This window comes from Microcoleus sp. Pol10D4 (assembly GCF_036701555.1).
Taxonomy (GTDB): domain Bacteria; phylum Cyanobacteriota; class Cyanobacteriia; order Cyanobacteriales; family Microcoleaceae; genus Microcoleus.
In genome coordinates, this window is the sequence record NZ_JAUBRA010000029.1 from 52,824 (window position 1) to 75,574 (window position 22,751).

Genomic DNA, 22,751 nt, shown 5'->3' on the forward strand with positions numbered 1-22,751 from the left:
ATCTGCGTTCATCTGCGGTTAAAAATCCAAATCTTATAACTTAGGCGTCAACCAACCAGCACTCAAAATCACAGTCAAACCCATAAAAACAATAGACAGACCCCAAGTAATCCGGTTCAGACTCGTTTCTGCACTCTTGGCACTGGTAAACAATTGAGCTTGTCCGCCAATCCCTCCAATGCCATCGCCTTTAGGACTGTGCAGCAACACAAAAATCACAAGTCCTAAAGCAGACAAAGACCAGATAACTTGTAACACAGAAACAATATTCATAATCTGGAGTAATTGGTAATTAGTAATCGGTAATTTATTATCATATCAAATTTGGTCGATCGCACACAATTTATGCAGAGACACTCCAAGAGCCCAAGGCGTGTCAACTTAAGCCTGAAAGCCTTGATAAATCTCGTTTTTACCTGAGTCCCGATCCCCCTAAATCCCCCTTAAAAAGGGGGACTTCGATCCATTTCCGGTTCCCCCCTTCTTAAGGGGGGCTAGGGGGGATCTAGGCTTAATAGTCAAACAGCAATTCTGTGACTGGGTTTGACGTTAAATTGACACGAAGAAGGGCGAAAGCCTTTGTCCCTACTGCTGCGTCCCTACTACAATCGGACTCGCACAGGAGTGCGATTGGCGCGAACTTCAAACTCAGCCGATCGAATCATAGAGCGTCCCGTCATCTCCGGGGGCTGAGGCAACCTCAACAGCTCCAAAATTGTCGGCGCAATATCCGCCAAACAACCATCCGCCCTCAGAGGAACATCCGTTCCGTGACCCGGAATCTTCCGACCTTCACCCTCTACCAGAATAAACGGCACGGGGTTAGTAGTGTGAGCCGTCCAGGGATTCCCGTCCTCGTCAAACATCTGCTCAGCATTTCCGTGATCAGCAATAATAATTGCCGTTCCCCCAGCTTTACTAATGGCGCTCAACAGCCGCCCCAAACATTTATCCACAGTTTCGATCGCAATTATCGTCGCATCCATCATCCCCGTATGACCAACCATATCCGGGTTAGCGTAATTAATCACCATAAACGAATAGATGCCTCTTTCCAAAGCCGTCACCACCCCATCCGTCACCAAGTCCGCCGACATCTGGGGCGCCTCATCGTAAGTCCCCACCATCGGGCTCTGCACCAACTCCCGGTGTTCCCCGATAAAAGGCTCTTCCAGACCCCCATTAAAAAAATAAGTCACATGAGCGTACTTTTCAGTTTCCGCCGTCCGCAACTGCTGCAAACCGTGCTTAGAAATCACCTCGCCCAGAATATTGTTCAAATTCTGCGGTTCAAAAGCCACCATTACCGACAGTTTCGGGTCGTACTGAGTAAAAGTCGCAAACGCCAGGGGTTCAATTAACTGCCGTTCAAACCCCTTAAAATCGGGAGATACAAAAGCCTGAGTCAATTCTCTAGCCCTGTCCGGGCGAAAATTGAAGAAAATTACCCCATCGCCGGATGCCACTGCTCCGCGGGCAATTCGAGTCGGAACTGCAAACTCGTCGGTCACTCCTTCAGCATAGGAGGCCTGCAACACATCCACAGCCGATCGACCGTCAGGCGCACCCTCAGTCGTCATCACCTCGTAAGCGCGCTGCACCCGATCCCAGCGCTTGTCCCTGTCCATCGCGTAGTAGCGGCCGCTAATAGTCGCAATCCGACCCACCCCTACCTCTGCGATATAACTTTCAATCTTGCCTAAAGCTTCGACACCCTCTTTCGGAGTAGTATCACGACCGTCTGTAATCGCGTGAATGCAAACCTCAGAAATTCCCTGTGCCTTTGCTAATTGCAGCAAACCCTTAATATGACTGAGATGGGAATGAACCCCACCCTCGGAACAAAGACCAGTCAGGTGCAACTTGCCGCCCGTGGCGCAGACTTTTTCGCAAAGCTCAACCAGCGCCCGGTTGTTGAGCAAAGAACCGTCTTCCACTGCATCCGAGATCCGCACCAACTCTTGAGGAACCACGCGGCCCGCGCCCAGATTCAAGTGACCAACCTCTGAGTTACCCATTTGCCCGTCTGGCAGCCCTACAGCCCGACCCGATGTGTGGATCAGAGTGCTAGGATAAGCGGCCCAGAGACTGTCCATCACGGGTGTTTTCGCAGCGGCGATCGCATTTCCGTCTTTTTCTTCACGATAACCCCAGCCGTCTAGAATAATCAGCACTACAGGAGATACAGACGCTTGTGCCATGCGAATACCTTATTTACAATAATTAATTTCTCGATCGTCATGATTTCCGATTTTGCGGAACATCTGCCGCTAATCAGTTTACATATTTTCTACGCTCCGGCTAAACAATGCCAACCAAAATTCCCTCAGCCACAGCATTTTGGGAACTAATCTCGACCTGCTTTGAGAATTGTTTAATTGATTCCCTTGCCCTGTACTGTTAATGCACAGTCGGAGGCTGTTACCGATCTCACCAACAGCGACCCTGCTTTTGCCGCCGCATTTTCACCAATTGTTCAACGGTAGGTTGCTATTGAAACACTAAGAAGACTACCACAGATGGCGGACTTTGACTACTGCCTTAAGGAATAGATTAAAAAGCTTTGACTGGGCTCGGAATAACGTTCAACGAGTTGAGCAAAAATCGGTTTCCGAATCCGCTCACTCTCAGCGGACATAAAATTCTACAACATCTTTTTTAATTTTGACATCGTAATTGCCAAAGAAATCGTGACCGAGCAGACCTATTGGCATTTGTTTCGCGATCGCCACTTCGACATTTTGGATCAAAGCACCGCCAACCCGAATCGATCGCACTACGCCGATCGGGAACTCGACAACGCTACCGTCAGCGATCCCCGCTCTCACAGTACGCACCGGCCTTACTCCCAGTGCAGTAGCCATCCGCTGAGAAATCAAAGTGCCGCTAGCCCCGGTATCGAGAATCATCTCAAAAGTCTTGTTGCCGTTAAATACCACATCAATCACCGGCGTCCCGCCTGCGCGGCGCTTGATTTTAGCTTGAAATACCTGTGGATTTCCCGGTGGCTTCGCCCGTTGATTGGCTGGGGGTTTGGCACCAGGATTGGATGGGTTCCAAAACTGAGAGTACAATTTGCCAGTTGTCAATCCCGATCCTGCGATCGTGCGATCGATCTGCTGGGAACTCACATCAGGCACCAATGTCATCACCTGGGCTTCTGGCTGATGTGAATGAGAATACACCTCGCCGCCTCCCACAGAGCCCACACCCACCAAAACAGTCGCAAAAACCAAGCCCGATCGCCAAATCCGCTTGAGAATCACTTTTGCCATTATTTAAATACCTTAATTAATTCAATATGTCGAACAACGGCCACCATTGATATCCTAACTTGCTCCAGAAAACCGATCGCCCGAAGATGCTGATCAGATCATGAGAAAAACTTGGCAATTTTTAAGCGATCGCATAACATCGAACACAGATAAACTTATAAACGGCAACAGGCTGTAATTGCAGAGCCTTGTTGGATATCTTGAAATTAAGGATTTGGGGGCGATCGGCAATGCACAAACTTTTATATTTTGCAACTATAGGACTACTAGCTTTCTCGATCGGAGGATGCGGTGGCGACGAGGCCAGCAACACAGCCAGCCCCAGCCCCAGCCCTAGTGCAGCCTCTCCGTCTCCGGCAGCCTCTGCCAGCCCCACTCCAGGAACTCAGACTTTCCCGTCCCCAATAGTAGCCGCCCAGCCTCCAGGGTTAATTCGATCGACCAACCCAGACGAACGAGCAAGACAGGCTCAAACAAATATCGGCGACAACAAAAATAGGAATCCAACCCTTCCGCTTCAGCCAGTGCCCCAAGGCCCTGTGACAGCCAATCCTTCTCAGTTAGATCCCTTTGGGCCGCTGCCGCCGATCACAGTTCAAAACCCTCCCGGAGTTGGCGATGTCCCCGGCGGAGTCCCAGCAGGGCCGATGACAGCCAATCCGTTGCCCGAACTGCCGCAGCGACAGGTGGCGATGATACCTAAACTGCCAGAACTATCCCGCCCCGTCCAAATTGGAGGAACTAAGCTCAGAGGCCCCGCCGCTCCCCAAATCAATCTCAGCCCGACAGCAAGAGGCGTTGTCAGCGAATTCAGGACTCTTCAGGCTTTGCTAGACGACACCACACAATATTCTGAGTACCGTACAGATCTGGGTACATTGGTTGATACTATTTACGGAAAAGAAGGACAAAAGAATTCAACCAGACGAGAGTTACTCCTAACTAACCGGCCATTCTTCAGAAGAATACAAAAGACTCTCGATGAATATCGGACAGCCTCAAGTCTGTGGAACCTTTATGGAGATCAATCGCCTGCTGATGCTCTCCGGTGTTCCATAGTGCCGGAAATTGCAGAGGCAATTGAGGTATATCGACCGCCGACAGTAAGAAGGGGGGAACTTTCTTGTGTGACGCGAATCAATTTGCTGCAAGCAGTTTGGCGGCAGGGCAAGAACAGACTTGATGCAGCCCTCCGCGATCAAGACTATGAGGCTCGAACAATCGCAAAAGCGCCTCTTCTGCCAGTTCTATCCGCAACCCCGACAAATCGTGAACCCGCAGGCGAGAGGGCCCTGGGTCGGCAATTAGCTTCGTTGCCAGAAGTGCCTGGGCTAAGCCCCCCGCCAGTAGGGCGCCGCCCAGCGGGAGCTCCATTAATAGCAGCGGGCCCCGGAGATCCTTCTCTGCCGGGAGGCGAAGGCGCGCAAGTTGGCTCCCCGCGACAAGTTCCGGGAGTCAATGCGCCTCAATTGGGCAGTCGCCCCGGACAGCCAGGCCTGCCGGGAGGCGATGGATCGCAAATTGGCTTGCCGCCCCAAGTTCCGGGACTCAATCCGCCTCAATTCGGCCGCCGTCCAACTTCACCACCAACTACCGGGAGGAATCCGCGCAGCCCTGCACCCCCGCGCCCGCCCCAGCCAATTGCAGCTAGACCCATAGGAGTGCCGGATCTGCCGGAACTGCCAGTAGACAAGCGCCCGGCCCAGTGGAGAGACCCCAATCCCCCGCCTCCTCCCCAGATCCCAACAGTTGCGCCACCGCCGCCACCGCCTTCTACTGACCTCGCTACAGGCACTGAAGTCAGCGGGGTGGTAAAAGTCGGGAACGAGACGCAAGTGATTGTCAAAGTACCGAATGAACCAACCAGCCGATATGTCAAAGTAGGGCAGCGGTTGTCTAACGGGCAAGTGTTGGTCAAGCGGGTGGATATCAAGCCCGGAGCCGATCCAGTCGTAATTCTAGAGGAAAACGGCGTTGAGGTTGCCAAAGGTGTGGGCGAAAAACCTGCAAGTCGCGAACAAAAACCCGCCAATGCAGTTATTAGCCGTGTGTCAAATCCTAATAGCTCAACGCGGCGCTGAAAATTGGCATTAAAGCATGAAAAATGCTAAGGGCAAAAACTCTAATTTTTGCCCTTAGCATTTATGGCGGATATCGAATCTGAAGGTAAAATTAATATAGAGTGAGTTAGTCGCTTCTGGGAAGAAACATTAGGGATTAAAAAATAGAAGACTTTTCAGCGAGTCTTAGCTTTTGTAAAAGCTCTATCACTAATTGCAGTCAAAGGAGATTTCCCATGCTCAGTTCAATTCAAAAATTAGGGATGGTAATATTAGTTGCTTCTTGTATCGGCAGCGCCACTAATCTCTTAAATCCCCAGCCATCAATGGCTCAACCAACACCAGAGCCAACACCAGAGACAAAACCCGAAGAAGAAAAACGCTCTCCCTTCTGCCAAGGAAACCCTCCTACGGGGAGAGTGAAATGCAATTACGAGGGAGGCGATAACTACGAGGGAAATTTCGTTAACGGCCTCCCCGACGGCAGCGGAGTCTACGTGTACGCTAATGGCGATCGCTATGAAGGACAATTTCGGAAAGGAGTGCCAGATGGTAGAGGGACATTCATTTTTAAAGATGATGCTCGCTACACAGGCGTGTTCCAAGACGGCACAATGAGATCTGGGACGGTCGTTTTTCCCAACGGCGAGCGCTATGTCGGAGACTTCGCAGTCGTCAGGAACGTTCAGACTGATGCCATTAGCAGTCAACCATCAGGGCGGGGTCAGTTTTTTTATACCAATGGCGATCGCTACGAAGGACAATTCTTTGCAGGCTCACCCTTTGGCCCAGGGGTATTAGTACGCAAAGACGGCACTCGCTGTTCGGGCAGGTTTTTTAATCAAGAACTAGACGCTAGTGTCACCTGCACTTTCCCCAACGGGACGCGCTATGAAGGAGAATTGCGAAAGGGAGTGCCTCACGGTGTCGGAACGATGATCGATGCTAGCGGTAGGCGCTTTCCGGGGGTATATCGCAACGGCAAACGCGGAGTTTCGTAAAGGATAAATTCCGTTTTTCAGGCCACTTTTGACAAGAAATCGGACAAAAGACAAATGACGAAGGAAAATAATATCCAGAAGCGTATAGGAGAGACTTAGTTAATGATTTCCCGTTTTAAAACCAGTGGAATCGCTCTATTAGTTACATCAGTGTTGGGAATTGGTAGTTACGCGACTTATCCCTTGCCATCAATGGCGCAAGGGACAGGAGCTAAAAGCGGTCGCTGCGTGCCAGCTATCGCTACAGGTAGGGTCAGGTGCGATTATGACGATGGCGATAGCTACATCGGACAGTTCGTTAACGGTTTGCCCAGTGGCACGGGGGTATACATATACTCCAACGGCGATCGCTATGAGGGGCAGTTCCGTCTCGGCCAGCCAAACGGTCGAGGACAATTTATATTTAAGGACGACGCCCGCGTGGAGGGCATATTCCGAGATGGCAAAATCAGCTCCGGGACAGCTATTTTTACTAATGGCGATCGCTATATAGGCCCGTTTTCTCTGGATTGGAAAGTGGGTACGCCGACTGGACAGGGGCAATTCATTTTTGCTAACGGCGATCGCTTTGTCGGCCAATTTTTAGGGGGTAAGCCTTTAGGTGCGGGGGTGTTCACCCGCGCGGACGGTACCCGGTGTTCGGGACAGTTCTTTAATCAAGAACTCGATGCTAGGGGTAGCTGCGCGTTTTCTAACGGTATCCGCTATCAGGGAGAGTTCCGCCAGGGATTGCCTCACGGCAAAGGGACAATTATCGATACCAGTGGCCGGCGGTTTCCGGGAGTGTTCCGCGACGGCCAGCGGCTCGAACGATAAACCGGGAATAAGTGCGATCTATTAGTAAGGGCAGGTTGAGGGCTAATAATTTTTGCACAAAACCTGCCCTTGCTAGGTTTTAAAGTCACAACTATTGATAATGTATGACCGGCTTTTTCTCAACAGAATTGCTAATCTTAAATATCCACTTAATGGAGTTAATGGAGGCGTTTTGAGATGACAACTACTGCTTCTGCTTCCGGCCGCACCGGCCAGTTTCCCTTCGACTTTGCCCCGCAGCGGACTCAAGATGCTGATTTGTTGCGACAACTCGATTTTGTGCCCGGTTTGAAGGAAGTCTTGACTCTGCGCCAAGTTCATGCTTTGGAACACGCTACCGTTTGGGTACTGGGCCAATCGTTTGGTGCGACGACAGCAAGAACCGATAATGAGTTATTGGGCGGGATGTCCACAGACCAAGGGTTTTATCTTTATGGCCACGTTAACATTGCACAGTTGCGTCAGGGAGTCCGCGAGGCTTTGCACCGGATTGCAAGCGGAGAGTGGGATTTAGCTGTACATCCCCGCTGTGGCACGAATTTGTCGGTGGCAATGCTGCTAACGGCAGGACTTGCTGTCGGCATCAATTTAGCCCTGCCTCGCGGGCCCATTCTGCAACTATTCGGTTTGGGTGCAGCGGCGGCGGCGGCGGCTCAGTTAGCTCCTGATGTGGGAGCTCTGGCTCAGCGTTACGTCACAACTGCTATTCCGTTTAATTTGAGTGTTGTTGATATTACTGTAAGTCACGACTTCTGGGGACGCGAAGCTCATTTTGTGCGGGTGCGTTGGGTTGAATAGTTGCACAGTATCAAGCCCGATCGATATATCTAACTCATCTGCGTTAATCTGTGTTAATCTGCCTATATCTGCGGTCAAAAAAAGAGAATTTTGCAACCGCAGATGACAAGGGATTGACGTGGATTCACGCAGATGAAGATCAGAGATATCTGAATAATTCTGATGCAGCGCGGATTTGATATAACTAATAACAATTAACTCATGAATTCTGGGTCATCGAAGATCCTAAATGCGATCGGGATCTACTCCTAATTCTCGCAACCTCACCGCCAATCTTTCAGCCCGTTGGCGATCCACCGCAGCTTGCTGCTCAAGTTCATGGAAGCGAGCTTGTTCTGCTTTAATCAACCCTTCAACTAATGGCGGAGACAGTATTTCATTCACTGATAATGTCAGATTTGGAAATACTACAGACACCATTTGTTGCCCCGGCACAAAATCTGTCTGGGTATAGATGTCTTCACCTTCAGGAAAGGCTAGAACTCGCACCAGTTCTTTGTTAGGTGTAGGGTCAACAATTACATATTCAGGTACGTTAGCTAGTTCGTACTCAGCTCGTTTAATCACATAATCGGCGCGCCGATTTTGACTCACTACTTCTATGACTAACAGGGGCTTTTCCTCAAAATCGAGGATACCCGAACCTTGTCTAGAAGCAGCTTGTTCCAAAAGACTTTGAGTGCAAACAACTACATCAGGAATCCGAGAGATATCTTCTTCTGTTCTTACTCCCAGCCCTGTTTTTGCTACTAAGTCAAGATTGTGTTCCGCTAGGTAACGCTGCAATTTGTAAACTAAGTATTCGCAAATTTTAATATGTAAAACTGTTGCGGTTGGCATCGGAATTAATTTGCCTTTGTACAGTTCATATTGTAGATCGGAATCAGTTTGATAAAATCGGTATTCTTCAAAGGTCAAGGTGGGTGAAGTATCAATTTGCTTTGATTCAACAACTGGCACTACAGATTGAGACATATCTTTTCACCGATGTCGATATAATTCTATTATATTGAATCTGCCTCGATCTGGGTACAGTTGCGGTTAAAAATTCCCACTTATCGATCGCACTCGCCACCCGAACAGTCAGAGAATAGTTGAATAGTGTAAAATCAACTTTGCGATCGCCCCGACAACTCGACCTCACCTTTACATACACCATCCGATTTCCTATGTCAATCAAAAAGATTCTTTCCATAGCGCTGTTAATTTTTATCCCCATTTCCATCGCCGCTGAGTATTTGCACTGGGGTTCCCTTGCAGTTTTCATCACATCCGCTTTAGGCATTATACCTCTGGCTATTTGGTTGAGCACAGCAACAGAAGAAGTGGCGATCGTTACAGGCCCCTCCATAGGCGGCTTATTAAATGCAGTCTTCGGCAATGCTACGGAATTAATTATTGCCATAGTTGCCTTAAAAGCTGGCTTAATTGACATTGTGAAAGCCAGCATAACCGGTACAATTATCAGCAACTTGCTTTTAGTCATGGGATTTTCCATGCTGTTAGGAGGAATTCGCTACAAAGAACAGGAATTTAAGCCAATAATCGCGCGGGTGAACGGTTCGACAATGACTCTAGCAGTGATTGCCATCCTGCTGCCGACAATGGTAATTTACACCTCCAATGGAGTCGAGCCCGCAGCCATTCAGAATCTTTCCTTAATAACTGCGATCGTCCTAATCGCAGTTTACGCTCTAACTCTGCTATTTTCATTAAAAACTCACAGCTATCTTTACGAGGTGAGCTTACTAGAACTAGAGTCAGAAAATCCTCAAAATACCAAAGAGGAATCTACTACGCACAAACCTAATTTGTGGCTGTGGATAGGGGTGCTAGTTGCCTCAACTGTTGCCGTTGCTTTTGAATCAGAAATTTTCGTGGGTGTTGTCGAAGAAACTACCAAAGGATTGGGATTAACGCCACTGTTTACAGGGGTAATTCTGTTGCCGATTGTTGGCGGTGCGGCCGAGTATGTAACTGCGGTGGGAGTTGCGATGAAAAACAATATGGATTTGTCAGTTTCTGTCGCAATGGGTTCGAGTTTGCTAGTTGCTTTGCTGGTAGCGCCGGTGTTGGTAATTATCGGATTAATAATTCATCAGCCGATGGATTTAAACTTCAATCCGTTTGAAGTAGTTGCAGTTGCCATTGCCGTGACAATTGCTAATCTAATTAGTCTTGACGGGCGATCGAATTGGCTCGAAGGAGTGCTGCTTTTAGCAACATACATCGTCTTAGGAGCCGCCTTTTACTTTCACCCCATTACTTGATTTCTGGTGGAACAGGCACTCCGGCCTGTTCCACAAAAACTCAATTAATTTTCTTAACTGGTTCCTAGGCTGTGCCTGGGAACGAGTAATAACTTATCTTGTTTCTGGTTTGTTATTCCTCTTTGTCTTCTGGCCTTAATTAAATAAAATAATTTTTGGACAGAAAGTAGTTAGGGACAGCGACATTGTTGAACAGGAAAACACTCTTGTCTGCAACTTCTTTTTCTGCCTTTACGATCGCGACAATCAGAAGTATCCCGACATTCTACCTGATCTTGACAAATTTGCTGACGGGGAAAAGTACCTAAGTTTTGTATAGAAACTTCAGCCGTAAGCGCACCCTGTTCTATAACTTGGTCATTTTCTTTAATTTCATAGAGAAACTTATTTTCTCCCTCTAAAACCGAAAAAGTTCTTGTTTTGTGACTGTTACCCAACTTGAATCCAAAATCCTCGGAGAACTCACCTTTATTGTAACCTCGGTCTGTGTAAGGATAGGGGTTAGTTTCCATGCCATCAGTCACATTTTTAATCATTACCCTTCTGTTAGGGCCGGGAGGAGTCTTGCTGGAGACAAATCGAGCGCTTTGCGAATCAGGGGAGAAGACAGTACCGGCACACGGACCTACATATTCAGTGCGCTTAAATTGAATTAAATTAATATTAAAAGCGTTTTCGTTTTTGACCCTAAATTGTGCTTCGCTAGTCTGCTGGGCGCTAACTGTGAAAGCTGCTAGCGCCAAAAAAATTGCCCCCAGAAAAATAGCTAGAAATTTGATTTGTGGGTTCCCCGTAACAAATCTGGCGTGTTCCATCTCTCTCTACCTCTCAGGTGAATAGATAGCATTTTATTTAGAAGTTATTTTAACTTGAGAGCTGATGTGTTGTCAAAGTAGATCTAATAGGTTTCTAGTGAGGACTTGAGTCTTTGATCCTGAGTTGCTAAAGGGAAAACTGAACTCCTGAGTGCGTGCGAACTTTGTGGAGTCAGGAATGAAGTCCTGAGTACGAACTTAACTACCAAGTTACTCGATCGCGCCATCTCTCTAAAATCTTGTCCCCGATTCCCTGTACCCGTGCCACATCTTCCAAAGAGGTGAAAGGTTGCTGTTGCCGCGCTGCAATAATTCTCTCGGCTAACTTCGGGCCAACCCCAGGCAAGGTTTCTAACTCTTCCTGAGTCGCGGCATTCAAATTAACTAACTTTTTACCTCCAGCAATTTGAGGTTTAGCACTCGTCGCTTTTGATGCTGCTTGTAGTGAATCGCACTCTTTTTTCTTAGCATCAATTCTCTGTTTGATTCGGGCGGGGATTCCCAAGGTTGCACCTTTGTAAAGCCGATCGAACTCCCGCTCAAAATGGGCTGCAACTACGGGACTCTCGATCGCCAGCAGCGTCTCGTCATTCCCGTGATTTGCCGCTTCACTCCAGTTGTGAGAACCTGTAAGCACCGTTTTGCCGTCTACAACGCCGAATTTGTGGTGCAGGCGATCGCCCATTGGTAACAGGGGTACTCCCACCGTAGTCAGCGGCTTTCTCCAAGGGCGATTGTCAGTTTCTAACCCGCAATCTTGCATCAAAGTCGCCCCCATCATATCCAACCCTTCACTGTAAGAGCGATAAATAAAATTAGAGTCAATTAAAGCTCGCACCGCAACTCCTCGCCCAGCTTCAATTTCCAAAGTATTTGACAACCGCTGAGCCGAAAATACAAACAATGCCAAATCAACCGACTTTTTCGCACTACCCAAATTTCGATTTATCAAACTGTTAACGCTTTTTTCCCAAGGCAAAGTCTGGGAAGTCGGCGAAAATTGCACCGCCACTGTCGCATTCCCTACTCTTACTTTTTGCACTTGACGAAACGGCTTTTTAATGCCAAAATTGCTGTCCGGTTTGCCTCCGGGCCCGTCGCCCCACATGATGTTAAATTCTTGAGTAAATAGTTGCGCTACTTGAGCATTTTCAATTTTCACCAAATTGTTCGCATTACCGCGACTTGCTGCTGTCTTGAAATCGCCGTGTATATCGCTTGTGGTAAAATTAGCAGAAGTGACGATTACGGTTTTGCCATCAATTACCACAAATTTGTGGTGCATCAAACCGCTGCCTTTACTGCCGTCAGCAGTGTCATCAATTACAGGAATACCCGCATCCTTGACAATTACCAAAGCATCATTTTGCTTGATTTCATCGGCACTCAATTTACCGTCTTTATTGGTATCGGCAAGTTGCAGAAATTCGCTATAACGATCGCGCTCTCTTTCCGGTAATTTCGCCAACTCTTGGGCTGTAAAATCGCTCCAAGGGCGACTATAGATATGTTCGACAATTAATCTCACTTTAATTCCCGATCGCTGTCGATCGGCCAAAACCCTCGCAATACTGGGCAAGCGAAACTCCTGAACCGCTACATCTACCGTCGATCCAGCACTGGCGATCGCCACAGCGATCGAGTTTTCTAAATCATCTCCAGGTCTAGTTTGCTGGCGGTAAGGCTCTGTATAACTCGAAGCGATCGACTGATTGAAGTATACTTGCAACAAGGGGTCTTGAGGCAATGGAGCCAGACTGAGAGGTAAATTCTGCACGTCTTGCTTTGTTTGTCCGCAGCCCGCCAGATTGATCGCCACCAGCCCAGCACAGCAGAAACCGAGTAAATGATAATACACTACAGCCACAAAATTTTAATAAATATAGAGGTTATTAGCCTTCTCACAGTTCAAAGCTATTGGATCAAGTAAAGTTACAACCTATTAAATTTATGCAAGGGAACAGATTTTACGTCTTGTAGAACTGCCTCGATGCCGGAAGCATCACTCGTAGGGTAGCAGCATTCAGGGGCGTGGGTCAAACCCTATACCGCTGCTTTATGGCTAAAAGAAAAAGAATTTTTCCGTGCGGTCACAAAGGATATGGTAAAGCGTGCCATCGCTGCACGCAAGAGTTGGTGGCGCAGCAGCATTACGTTGAAGTGCTGACACAAAAACAAACCAAAAAGCAAGAGAGGGAAGCATCATTTGCTCGAGATATCATCGATCTCAGAGGCCTGCCCGACCACGTAGTTACTAAAGCCCGGTCAATTATAGCAGCTTTGGGCGACAATAAGAATTACAGAGATTTCGGCGGCAAACGCCTGCGTCACAACCGTTTAATAATCAGTATTCCTGTAACTCGCAACTACAGAATGCTGTGTGAAGATTGCGGCACTTTCTTAATTCCCCAAAAAGTATTGTCGCACGAAGACTACAACGTCTGTAAACCAGGAAGTTAGTCATCAGTTATTGGTTATTGGTAGCCACTCACAACAATCAACAGTCCACAGTCCACAGTCAACAGTCAGCAGTCAACAGTCAACTTTCATTAATTAGTTATTTATCATGCAAATTTACCTCGACTATAGTGCCACAACACCCGCACGCCCAGAAGCGATTCAAGCCATGCAAAAAGCCCTGACTCAGCAGTGGGGAAATCCTTCCAGCTTGCACGAGTGGGGACAAAGGGCGGCGACAGCTTTAGAATTAGCAAGAATGCAGGTTGCTAGCTTAATTAACGCGCTACCGGAATCGATGATTTTTACCAGTGGTGGCACTGAAGCGAACAATTTGGCAATTATGGGAATTGCGCGTCTTTATACAAAGCCACAGCATATTATTATCTCCAGCGTAGAGCACTCCGCAGTAGCAGAACCGGCGCGACAACTCGAACAGTTGGGATGGGAAGTAACGCGCCTACCGGTGGATAAATTTGGGCGAATTCACCCTTTGGATTTGCAAGAGTCGCTGCGATCGAATACAGTGTTAATTTCCATCATTTACGGACAAAGCGAAGTTGGAACGCTGCAACCAATTGAGGCATTAGGACAAATTGCGCGCGATCGCAATATCATGTTTCATACCGATGCAGTTCAAGTTGCCGGCAAGCTGCCGATTGACGTGCAGAAATTGCCCGTAGACTTGCTTTCGGTTTCCAGTCACAAACTTTACGGGCCACAAGGTGCAGGCGCGCTTTATGTGCGTCCGGGAGTAGAATTAGTGCCAATGTTGGGCGGTGGTGGCCAAGAATTGAAAATGCGTTCCGGGACACAAGCGCTGCCGGCAATCGTCGGTTTTGGGGTGGCGGCGGAGTTAGCATTGCAGGAAATAGATGTGGAAACGCCGAGGTTAATTGCATTGCGCGATCGGCTTTTTGACCGATTATCCCACGTACACAGTTTAGTACCAACTGGCGATCGATATTTCCGACTCCCACACCACGTCAGTTTTTGCATAGTCTCCCCTTCCTCCCGCCCTTACCAAAAGAGAGATACAGGGCGAATCACAGGCAAAACTCTCGTGCGGCAGCTAAATTTAGCAGGAATTGGCATTAGTTCCGGTTCTGCTTGTAGCAGCGGCAAACTAACTCCCAGTCCGATATTATTAGCAATGGGATATGACGAAATCGGCGCCGTTGGTGGAATTCGCTTGACTCTAGGACGAGAAACCACAGAAGCTGATATTGATTGGACAGTAATTGCGATCGAGCAAATTTTGGATAGATTAATGCCAAAGGTAGCATTATCGAGGCGTTAGGAAGGATTCTGATCTTGAAAACACGTCTACACACAAAAAAGCCGCTTGATATCATTTACACTAAAATAAAATCACCATCTATTTTGGGGAAAAAGCAATGGTTACAAAACTGCAATCTCCCGACAAACAAAATATCATCTACCCCGACGATAATGGCGAACCAATGTCAGATAATACCGAGCAGTTTCGGTTAATCGTTTGGATTAAGGAAAATTCCGAACTATTGTTTGCAAATGACCCGAATGTTTTCGTTGCCGGCGACTTGCTTTGGTATCCCGTTGAAGGAAATAATAAAATTTGCCAAGCACCAGATGTGATGGTAGTTTTTGGCAGACCAAAAGGTTATCGTGGTTCCTATCAACAGTGGAATGAAGATAATATTGGGCCACAAGTTGTGTTTGAAATTTGGTCGCCGGGAAATCGGCCCGCTCCGATGATTCAAAAGTTCAAATTTTACGAACGTTATGGTGTGGAAGAATACTATTTGTACGACCCACAAACATTAGAGTTGACTGGATGGCAACGTCAAGAGGAACAATTAGAAGCGATCGAACAAATAGACGGTTGGATCAGTCCCCGACTGGGCGTCCGGTTTCAATTATCTGAAACGGGACTCGAAATGTTTGGGCCGTCTGGAGAAGCGTTTATGAGTTTTGTGGAACTCGCTCAATTGCGACGACAGGCGGAAGCGCGGGCTATTGAGGCAGAGCAACAAGCTCAGCAAGCAGAGCAACTGCGGCAACAAGCAGAGCAACGCGCCACTGAGACAGAAACTTTGCTCGAACAAGAACGATCGCGCTCGCAAGCTTTAGAATTAAGACTGCGAGAAATGGGAATCGATCTAAATCAATTGTAATAGATGATTCGGCGGTGGAAATCATGGAGTCGCTTCGTGTGTGTAGACGCAGTTTCAACCGCCAAACCATCGAATCATGATAAAATAAATCCCGGTGTTATTCACAACTCCCCAAAATGGAAGAAAACCGCGCCCAAGCCTATCTGCAATTAATTCACACTCTGCTGAATTGCCCCAATGGAGAGGAACCGCAGATTTTACAGGATAACTTAGAATTACTCGATCGCGGATTTCTGGAAACTTGCGAGTTAGTAGCATCAACCTTGGCAGAACAAGGAGGCGAGAATGGCGCTAATTTCCTCCGAAATCTTGCCAGCCAGCTATGGCAATTCATCGATAGGAACGATGAGGGAGATAGCAATAACTCTGAAGGTGAAAAGCCCCAAGAGTATGCAAACTTTTTCCTAGAATTATTGCAAGCAGAACAAGATAGCAATGGCGATATTGCAGTAATTTACCCCATGCTAGATCAACGGCAACATCTTCTCAATGCCCGTTTTGCCGATATTTTACAGCAAGTAGCGCAGAAGTTAATTACCGGCGAAAACTCAGAAACAATTAGCTCAATTATCGGTATCATTGAAAATTTGAGTGTTCATATTAGTGAATTTCCCAGTGGCAATAAAGCGAACAATATTGAAATTGCCATTACTGGTTATCAAATAGTTTTAAATAATCGGGAACCTGGGAGCGAAAAATGGACGCAAACTCAAAATAATCTGACTAATGCCTACAGTAACAGAATCAACGGTTAGCTGGCGGAAAATCTGTAACGGGCAAAAACCAGGCCGTTGAAACCGCGTCTACATAAACCAAGTCCGACTACGGGGACTAAGAGATAATTCAGAAGTGTTGAAATCCTCGATCGAGCTTTAATACAATATCAGGATAAACACCGCTGCTATCAGTCAACCAGATATCGGTGCTATCGGTAGCGGTTCCCACAATAGCGGCTCCATTTCCTATTTTTTCCACTAATAACTGAGCGCTTGTTATTGGCAAAAACAGCACTAACTCGAAATCTTCCCCGCCGTATAATGCCCAATCTAAAGCTTTTTCGGTTGATAGGATTTCGCTGAAAATATCGGGAATTGGTAGTTTTGTGCGATCGACTTTTGCGCCAACACCGCTAGCCCGACAAATTTGAATAATCGCATCAGCTAAACCGTCGCTGCTGTCCATTCCGGCGATGGAAAACTCACCCGCAGAATCTAAAATCTCCCAAACAATCGGCAAAACATCCAGCCTCGGTTTAGGGCACTGGTGAGCGAGAATTAAAGAAGCTCGATCGACCTTTTCCAGATTTTGCCCGAATTCTGGATTTAATAGCAATTCTAATCCCGCGCGGGAGGCTCCGTGAACCCCAGTAGCGACAATCGCCCAGCCCGATCGCGCATTTGACCGACTAATGGTACGATCGCACTCAACTTGTCCGAAAGCAGTAATCGCCACAGTCACCACGGGCGATCGCACAACATCCCCACCGACGATCGGCGTATGATATTCTTGCAAGCAAGCCGTCATCCCCCGATAAAACTCTTCAACCCACTCCACAGCCGTATCCGCCGCCACAGCAAGGGCTACAGTCACCGCCAGAGGCTTTGCTCCCATCGCAGCCAGATCCGACAAATTCGCCGCTGCGGCGCGCCATCCTGCGTAATAAGGCCCCGTAGTGCGATCGCTAAAATGCACTCCATCCACCAACATATCTGTAGTGATAGCGAGAGATTGGTTGGGATTTGTAGGCATGACAGCGCAATCATCACCAACTATTTCTGCGGGGCAGAATTTTTGCAATATTCTTAAAAGACCTTGTTCACCGATATCTTTAACTTGCATAAATTTGAATTAGTCGATCGCACTTTCTCAATTCACCATTCCTTACCCGAACTCGGCGGCAAGCGCAACCTAGGAAACCTATAAAAAGTATCCCCTTCATCATCTACCTCTAAAATCGCCGAAAAAATCTTAACTTGCCGATTTAAATACTGCTGAGCAACTTCAGCCTCAACCCTAGCATTAGCCGCTAGTTGAATCAACGAAATTTGACTGTTTTGAGTTTCCAACAACTGATAAAAAGCCTCATCTAACCGCTGCTTTTGCTTGCTTTCATTCACATTTTTTACAATCAACAAGCCTGCGAATCCGCCCAAACCCATTACCAATAAAAATTGTAAAATAGCCATATTCTCGATTTAATTCCTATTTCCAATAACGAAACTATAAAAATTATCTCTTCTTCCAGCCTGATTCCGGCGGGCTTTGTCTGTGTCAAATTGATTTCAATCGCCGTCATCTGTATTTAGAAAAGATTTCAATGCCTGTCACTATTGATTTTTTCAGCCCGCGCAGGCGGGCTTTGTTTCTGTAAAAGCGATTTCAATCGCCGTCACTTTGGTGTCAAAGCGATTTCAATCGCTGTCATTAATTAAACTTGAGGTCGCACCAAATTTTCGATTCCTTTAACTACCTTAGCAGATACAATCTTGTCTCCCTGCTTCAGTTGCTCCAAAACTTCTTTTCCTTCAATCATGTAACCAAAAACAGCATAGCGGCCGTCCAACAGATTCAGACCAGCGGGCGTGAGTTCAGGTTCAAACAAGAAAAAGAAAAACTGAGAAGAAGCGCTATCAGGGTCAGTTTCTGTACGGGCCATAGCCACAGTACCGAAAGCAGAAAAAGGCAAAACAGGTTCGTCACGATAACGCCCCGCATCTTCTAGAGTAATCCCGTAAATAGGTTCTTTTTCGTCCCTGACGAGCACTTCTAGCGGTATATTCCGGTATTTGCCAGTAGCTGGGTCAATAAAACCCTCTTCCTTGCCTTCGGGGTCTCCCGTTTGCAAAACGTAGGATTCTTCCGATCGAATAAACGGCAAACCGTCATAAAAACCTCGATCGACCAAATCCACAAAATTACCAGCCGTAACCGGGGCGCTGTAGCCGTCAAGCACAACAGTAATTTCCCCTTTTTCAGTTTGTACAGCCACAGTAGCGCGCCCTTTCAGTTGAGGCAGATTAGCATACTTGGCAGGCACTTCAAACGGAAACTTTGTCACCATCAACTCTTCGATTTCGCCTACCGAACCTAAGATTGTGGCTTTCAAGTCAATCACTTTGTCCCTGTCTTTAGCCTCAACAGCCTTTTCCAGTTGAGCAACTTTCTCCTTGACTCCTGCAACTAGCGCCTCAGCTTCCGGCTTTTTGGCGTCGGGAATACTCTCTAAAAGGTCAGATTCCCGAAGGTTGAGAATCCTGGAAGCCTTGCTGACATCACTGCTAATGGGCCCCCAACGTTTAGACCGTATGTGGTTGCCAATGTCTTCGAGACTGACTTGCAACTCTCGCACAGTCTGATTGTCAATAGGTAAAGCGAAGCGCAGCAGTGCCCGGCCGTCCGTAATTGCATTCCCTGCAGGCATACTGCTGCTGGGGCGTTTGGCATGGGAGACTGCACTGAAACTCAGGGACAGAGTGAACAGCAAGAGCGCTAAAGCGACGGTTTTGACCCAGCGCTTGCACGTATCGATCGAGAAATTAGGCCAATGCAACATAACTTTAACTTTTATTGCCTCTCTTATCTTCCCACAGCGCTGCCCGCCCTCTAAGCTGCTACCTATCTAAAGTGTCTGTTGGTTTGGCTGGGGAGGGAGTTGCCAAGTAACAACAGACAACAGACAACAGCCCACTGCCCACTGCCACTAACATTTCAGTAAAGCACTTGCTCCCTTTGAACGGTAAAATAAAATGCCAATTGCTTTTTGATGCCGTCAGCTAGACTGCGACGTTAACCTGACCCGCTCAAAAACGGATACAATCCCCAGACTCCTGTCGTGGAGAGATTAAAATTTTAGACCAAGGTTCAATCTCCCAAATTCATCTGTGGAGTAAATCTAAAATCTAAAATCTAAAATCTAAAATCGACTGACTGTAGTTACCCCGTGCCTCAAGGCGACGGGATTGCCCGCAAAAATTTATATGATCTCCAGTAACGACTTTCGACCAGGTGTTTCAATTGAATGGAATAACGGCGTGTGGCGGGTTATCGAATTCCTCCACGTCAAGCCAGGAAAAGGCTCGGCTTTCGTGCGGACAAAATTAAAAAACGTCCAAACCGGAAACGTAGTAGAACAAACCTTCCGGGCGGGCGAGACTATGCCTCAAGCCAACCTGGAAAAGAGTGTGATGCAGCATACCTATAAAGAGGGCGACGAGTTCGTCTTTATGGATATGGAAACTTACGAGGAAAGTCGCCTCAATGCTAAGCAAATAGGCGATCGTGTCAAGTACCTCAGTGAAGGGATGGAAGTCAGCATCCTGCGCTGGAACGACCAAATCATGGAAGTGGAACTACCCAACTCTGTCGTCTTGGAAGTGCTGCAAACCGATCCCGGAGTCAAAGGAGATACTGCCACTGGTGGCAGCAAACCCGCGATCGTCTCCACCGGAGCTCAGGTTATGGTGCCTCTATTTATTTCCATTGGAGAACGGATTCGGATTGATACTCGTGAAGACAAGTACCTCGGCCGAGAGTAGAAACGAGGGAGGAAAAGGGAGTTTTTAGTTTTTAGTTCTGAGTTATGAGTTAAAGAAGTCCAAATTCAATACTCATCGCTCACAGCTTAAAAACTATCCCTTTTGCCTCCAAAGTCGTTGATGCTCCTAGCTTCGCCGGATTCGGAATTTTCAATTTTCAATTTTCAATTTTCAATTCTTAATTACCCTTGAATCTGCTGTGCAACTAGACTTAAACCAGCTTTGTGACTTGCTAACTGTATTAGACAAAACTGGCATTTCGGAACTGACTTTAAAAAGTGGGGATATTGAACTGACAGTACGCAAAGGCATTCTGGCAAGTTCACCAGGCACCTCTGCTGCGATCCCTGCTGCCGTGGCGACTGTCGCTCCGAGCCTGTTGGGCGCTGTTGCTAGCCCCACCTTAGCCTCACCTCCTGCTGTTGACCAAAATTTAGCAGCGGATCTGGCTGCCCCTGCACCGGTCGCTCCTGCCGCCGTGCCTGCTGCCCTGTCTGTCCCTGTCGATACCAAATGGGTGTCCATTATCTCGCCGATGGTAGGAACCTTTTATCGCGCTGCTGCTCCTGACGAGCCACCTTTTGTCAATGTGGGCGATCGCATCAAGGTCAGCCAGACAGTCTGTATTATCGAAGCGATGAAGCTGATGAACGAGATCGATGCTGATGAAGTCTCCGGTCAAGTGATGGAAATTTTAGTTCAAAATGGCGAACCTGTCGAATACGGTCAAGTGTTGATGCGAATTAATCCGGATTGAAGGATTACTTTATTGTTATGGACAGAATAAATGCTAATATTTCCCGATCACTTCTCTCCGGTGAGTTTGATGAAGTCATCCCAGCCTGTCCCGCAAGAGGTCGTGCAACAAGTTGCTGAGTATTTCAGTATTTTGAGCGAACCCATGCGTTTACGAATTTTGAACTTGCTTCGCGACGGCGAAAAATGCGTGCAAGAATTGGTGGAAGCTACTCAAACGAGTCAAGCCAATGTTTCTAAGCACCTAAAACTCATGCTCCAAGCTGGTATCCTCACTCGCCGGAGTGAAGGGACTTCAGCTTATTATAAGGTGCAAGACGAGTTGATTTTTGAGCTGTGTAATATGGTGTGCGATCGGCTTGCCAGCAGGATCGAACAGCAAGCCCTACACTTTCGGGCATTTAGCCTAACTACGAAGCACTGAAAATTAGTTGCCAGTCCTCAATCCTCAATCCTCAGTAATGAGTCATCAGTTATCAATTCCTATTCTCGGCCTTCAGACCGATGACTAATCACTTGTAACTAATGACTCATAATTACTAAAGGGGAAAATTTTTGTCAAAACTTTGGCGGGTACTCGGCTGAGCCACCTCCAAACCTTCGCCGCCTAAAAGTTCTAAAGGCTTCCCTTCCACCGAAATCCAAACCTTGGTATTCGGTTGTAAACTCGTAGCCGTATAGATAACTTGCCCTAATCGGCCAGTCATCGAATTGCTCCCTCCCCCGGAAGTAAATTCGGCCGACAAATCGACATAAACTCCGTCATTCTTAACACTCAAACCCCTGAGTTTTGTCCCATTAGGAATTTCGCTAGAAACAGTTCCATCCTTCGGCCCAGCCAACAAACTGTTAAAAGCAGCTTGTAAAGCTGCATCAGGCTTGTCAGCTTGTTTGACAGCTACTTTCGTAGGAACTCCCTCAAATTTGCCGCTCGCATCTTTAACCCAGTAGACTTGCACTGTCTGGACATCAGTCTGCAGCAAAGGTTTTGGCTGCGGTGACTTTGGCACCAGAGCGTTAGGCGTCTGAACTGTAGGCGCCTGAGCTGTAGGCGTCTGAGCTGTAGGCGCTTGGACAGGATTTGGAGGGGGTACGGGGATAACTACAGCAGGAGATTCCGCAGGACTTGGGGACAGCGGCGGAGCCGTAGTTTGAGCAGAAGACGGCGTATCTGCGGGGCTTGGCGAACGGTTCGCGGTCCACCAGGCAATGCCCCCTCCCGTTAGTAAAGCCAACCCGCAAACACCGGCAATCACGGGTGTGGAAACGCGGCGTACTTCTTGTCCATCTTTCATAATACAAATTCTCCTTACAGATAGAGCGCTTGGGACGGTGAGGAGCGACTCCTGATCAGCTACATTTGTCTATGGTTAGATTCTGGAATTGACACAATTGCATTGCTGCTAGCGAAAACTTTATAGCAAGCCCAACATATTCTGAATCCGACTATTGGAATCCTAGACCATAATATAAGATTTCGCCCGTGGAGTATGTCACAGTATCTCGATCGGCCTAGTGGCTATATTCTATAGTAATCATAAAAAATTAAAGAATAAAGGAATAAAAAATAAGTAAAAAGCAAGAAGGAAGGCAACGGAGGTAAGGAAGGTAAGGGATTTAACGGATTTAACGGATTTAACGGATAGCAACAGGTCTCTAAAAATATTTTCCCCAAACAAAAAGCGCCCCTATTTCTAGGAGCGCTTTTTGTTAATCTCAAGTTAAAAATTAACCGTTGATAGAAGGAGCAACCAAAGCTACGGGAGTTGTTTCACCAGCAGCCAAGTCGAGAGGGAAGTTGTGAGCATTGCG

The 22,751-nt window shown here is 47.4% G+C and carries 23 protein-coding genes; 12 read left to right on the forward strand and 11 right to left on the reverse strand.

Annotation, left to right across the window (positions count from 1 at the left end; translation table 11 throughout):
* Nucleotides 1–33 precede the first annotated feature (33 nt).
* The 3 genes from secG to QUA36_RS16165 form a co-directional block, all read right to left on the reverse strand.
* Nucleotides 34–273, reverse strand: a complete 240-nt coding sequence (gene secG / locus QUA36_RS16155; protein WP_333030803.1) for a preprotein translocase subunit SecG — start codon at nucleotides 271–273, stop codon at nucleotides 34–36.
* A gap of 329 nt (nucleotides 274–602) precedes the next feature.
* On the reverse strand, nucleotides 603–2,201 hold the full coding sequence (gene gpmI, locus QUA36_RS16160; RefSeq protein ID WP_333230614.1) for a 2,3-bisphosphoglycerate-independent phosphoglycerate mutase: 1,599 nt from the start codon (nucleotides 2,199–2,201) through the stop codon (nucleotides 603–605).
* A gap of 426 nt (nucleotides 2,202–2,627) precedes the next feature.
* Nucleotides 2,628–3,275 (reverse strand): retropepsin-like aspartic protease, encoded by a 648-nt coding sequence (locus tag QUA36_RS16165; protein ID WP_333458377.1) that lies wholly within the window; start codon nucleotides 3,273–3,275, stop codon nucleotides 2,628–2,630.
* Between the two features lie 230 nt (nucleotides 3,276–3,505).
* Between QUA36_RS16165 and QUA36_RS16170 the strand changes: the two genes are divergently transcribed.
* The 4 genes from QUA36_RS16170 (at nucleotide 3,506) to QUA36_RS16185 (ending at nucleotide 7,950) form a co-directional block, all read left to right on the forward strand.
* On the forward strand, nucleotides 3,506–5,356 hold the full coding sequence (locus tag QUA36_RS16170; RefSeq protein ID WP_333458378.1) for a hypothetical protein: 1,851 nt from the start codon (nucleotides 3,506–3,508) through the stop codon (nucleotides 5,354–5,356).
* Between the two features lie 215 nt (nucleotides 5,357–5,571).
* Nucleotides 5,572–6,336, forward strand: a complete 765-nt coding sequence (locus tag QUA36_RS16175) for an MORN motif-containing protein (protein ID WP_333458379.1) — start codon at nucleotides 5,572–5,574, stop codon at nucleotides 6,334–6,336.
* Nucleotides 6,337–6,438: 102 nt separating this feature from the next.
* Entirely contained in the window at nucleotides 6,439–7,152 is a 714-nt protein-coding gene (locus QUA36_RS16180) for an MORN motif-containing protein (protein WP_333458380.1), read from the forward strand.
* Nucleotides 7,153–7,329: 177 nt separating this feature from the next.
* Complete coding sequence (locus tag QUA36_RS16185) at nucleotides 7,330–7,950, forward strand: DUF6391 domain-containing protein (RefSeq protein ID WP_333458381.1); 621 nt, start codon at nucleotides 7,330–7,332, stop codon at nucleotides 7,948–7,950.
* 225 nt (nucleotides 7,951–8,175) lie between these two features.
* Here the strand turns inward: QUA36_RS16185 and QUA36_RS16190 are convergent, their stop codons facing one another.
* On the reverse strand, nucleotides 8,176–8,925 hold the full coding sequence (locus QUA36_RS16190) for a Uma2 family endonuclease (protein ID WP_333458382.1): 750 nt from the start codon (nucleotides 8,923–8,925) through the stop codon (nucleotides 8,176–8,178).
* Between the two features lie 194 nt (nucleotides 8,926–9,119).
* Between QUA36_RS16190 and cax the strand changes: the two genes are divergently transcribed.
* A complete protein-coding gene (gene cax, locus QUA36_RS16195; RefSeq protein ID WP_333230631.1) occupies nucleotides 9,120–10,220 on the forward strand; it encodes a calcium/proton exchanger in 1,101 nt (366 codons plus the stop codon).
* Between the two features lie 170 nt (nucleotides 10,221–10,390).
* Here cax and QUA36_RS16200 read toward each other — a convergent pair whose 3' ends face one another.
* The gene (locus QUA36_RS16200) at nucleotides 10,391–11,035 is read right to left on the reverse strand and encodes a hypothetical protein (RefSeq protein ID WP_333163461.1); all 645 of its coding nucleotides are present in this window, start codon (nucleotides 11,033–11,035) and stop codon (nucleotides 10,391–10,393) included.
* 202 nt (nucleotides 11,036–11,237) lie between these two features.
* The gene (locus QUA36_RS16205) at nucleotides 11,238–12,902 is read right to left on the reverse strand and encodes a DUF655 domain-containing protein (protein ID WP_333458383.1); all 1,665 of its coding nucleotides are present in this window, start codon (nucleotides 12,900–12,902) and stop codon (nucleotides 11,238–11,240) included.
* 191 nt (nucleotides 12,903–13,093) lie between these two features.
* Here QUA36_RS16205 and QUA36_RS16210 point away from each other — a divergent pair, with 191 nt between their 5' ends.
* From QUA36_RS16210 to QUA36_RS16225, 4 genes are all read left to right on the forward strand, one after another.
* The gene (locus tag QUA36_RS16210; RefSeq protein WP_333369389.1) at nucleotides 13,094–13,495 is read left to right on the forward strand and encodes a DUF7682 family zinc-binding protein; all 402 of its coding nucleotides are present in this window, start codon (nucleotides 13,094–13,096) and stop codon (nucleotides 13,493–13,495) included.
* Between the two features lie 106 nt (nucleotides 13,496–13,601).
* The gene (locus QUA36_RS16215; protein ID WP_333458384.1) at nucleotides 13,602–14,792 is read left to right on the forward strand and encodes a cysteine desulfurase family protein; all 1,191 of its coding nucleotides are present in this window, start codon (nucleotides 13,602–13,604) and stop codon (nucleotides 14,790–14,792) included.
* A 97-nt stretch (nucleotides 14,793–14,889) separates the two neighbouring features.
* Nucleotides 14,890–15,648, forward strand: a complete 759-nt coding sequence (locus QUA36_RS16220; RefSeq protein WP_333452652.1) for a Uma2 family endonuclease — start codon at nucleotides 14,890–14,892, stop codon at nucleotides 15,646–15,648.
* A 116-nt stretch (nucleotides 15,649–15,764) separates the two neighbouring features.
* A complete protein-coding gene (locus QUA36_RS16225; RefSeq protein WP_333163468.1) occupies nucleotides 15,765–16,403 on the forward strand; it encodes a hypothetical protein in 639 nt (212 codons plus the stop codon).
* An 88-nt stretch (nucleotides 16,404–16,491) separates the two neighbouring features.
* On the opposite strand, the gene thiL is transcribed toward QUA36_RS16225, so the two are convergent.
* The 3 genes from thiL to QUA36_RS16240 form a co-directional block, all read right to left on the reverse strand.
* Nucleotides 16,492–17,487, reverse strand: coding sequence for a thiamine-phosphate kinase (gene thiL, locus QUA36_RS16230; protein ID WP_333458385.1), 996 nt, complete (start codon nucleotides 17,485–17,487; stop codon nucleotides 16,492–16,494).
* Between the two features lie 32 nt (nucleotides 17,488–17,519).
* Entirely contained in the window at nucleotides 17,520–17,834 is a 315-nt protein-coding gene (locus tag QUA36_RS16235; protein WP_333458386.1) for a hypothetical protein, read from the reverse strand.
* 242 nt (nucleotides 17,835–18,076) lie between these two features.
* Complete coding sequence (locus QUA36_RS16240; RefSeq protein WP_333163474.1) at nucleotides 18,077–19,201, reverse strand: peptidylprolyl isomerase; 1,125 nt, start codon at nucleotides 19,199–19,201, stop codon at nucleotides 18,077–18,079.
* Nucleotides 19,202–19,625: 424 nt separating this feature from the next.
* Here QUA36_RS16240 and efp point away from each other — a divergent pair, with 424 nt between their 5' ends.
* From efp to QUA36_RS16255, 3 genes are all read left to right on the forward strand, one after another.
* On the forward strand, nucleotides 19,626–20,183 hold the full coding sequence (efp, locus tag QUA36_RS16245) for an elongation factor P (RefSeq protein ID WP_333058573.1): 558 nt from the start codon (nucleotides 19,626–19,628) through the stop codon (nucleotides 20,181–20,183).
* Between the two features lie 199 nt (nucleotides 20,184–20,382).
* Nucleotides 20,383–20,940 carry an acetyl-CoA carboxylase biotin carboxyl carrier protein gene (gene accB, locus QUA36_RS16250; protein ID WP_333163476.1) on the forward strand — a complete coding sequence of 186 codons (558 nt, stop codon included), beginning with the start codon at nucleotides 20,383–20,385 and terminating at the stop codon, nucleotides 20,938–20,940.
* Between the two features lie 30 nt (nucleotides 20,941–20,970).
* The gene (locus QUA36_RS16255) at nucleotides 20,971–21,363 is read left to right on the forward strand and encodes an ArsR/SmtB family transcription factor (RefSeq protein WP_006631662.1); all 393 of its coding nucleotides are present in this window, start codon (nucleotides 20,971–20,973) and stop codon (nucleotides 21,361–21,363) included.
* 115 nt (nucleotides 21,364–21,478) lie between these two features.
* On the opposite strand, the gene QUA36_RS16260 is transcribed toward QUA36_RS16255, so the two are convergent.
* Together QUA36_RS16260 and QUA36_RS16265 are read right to left on the reverse strand one after the other, a co-directional pair.
* Nucleotides 21,479–22,234 carry a GerMN domain-containing protein gene (locus QUA36_RS16260; protein WP_333458387.1) on the reverse strand — a complete coding sequence of 252 codons (756 nt, stop codon included), beginning with the start codon at nucleotides 22,232–22,234 and terminating at the stop codon, nucleotides 21,479–21,481.
* Nucleotides 22,235–22,667: 433 nt separating this feature from the next.
* On the reverse strand, nucleotides 22,668–22,751 hold an 84-nt coding region (locus tag QUA36_RS16265), incomplete at its 5' end, for a photosystem II protein D1 (protein ID WP_333164242.1).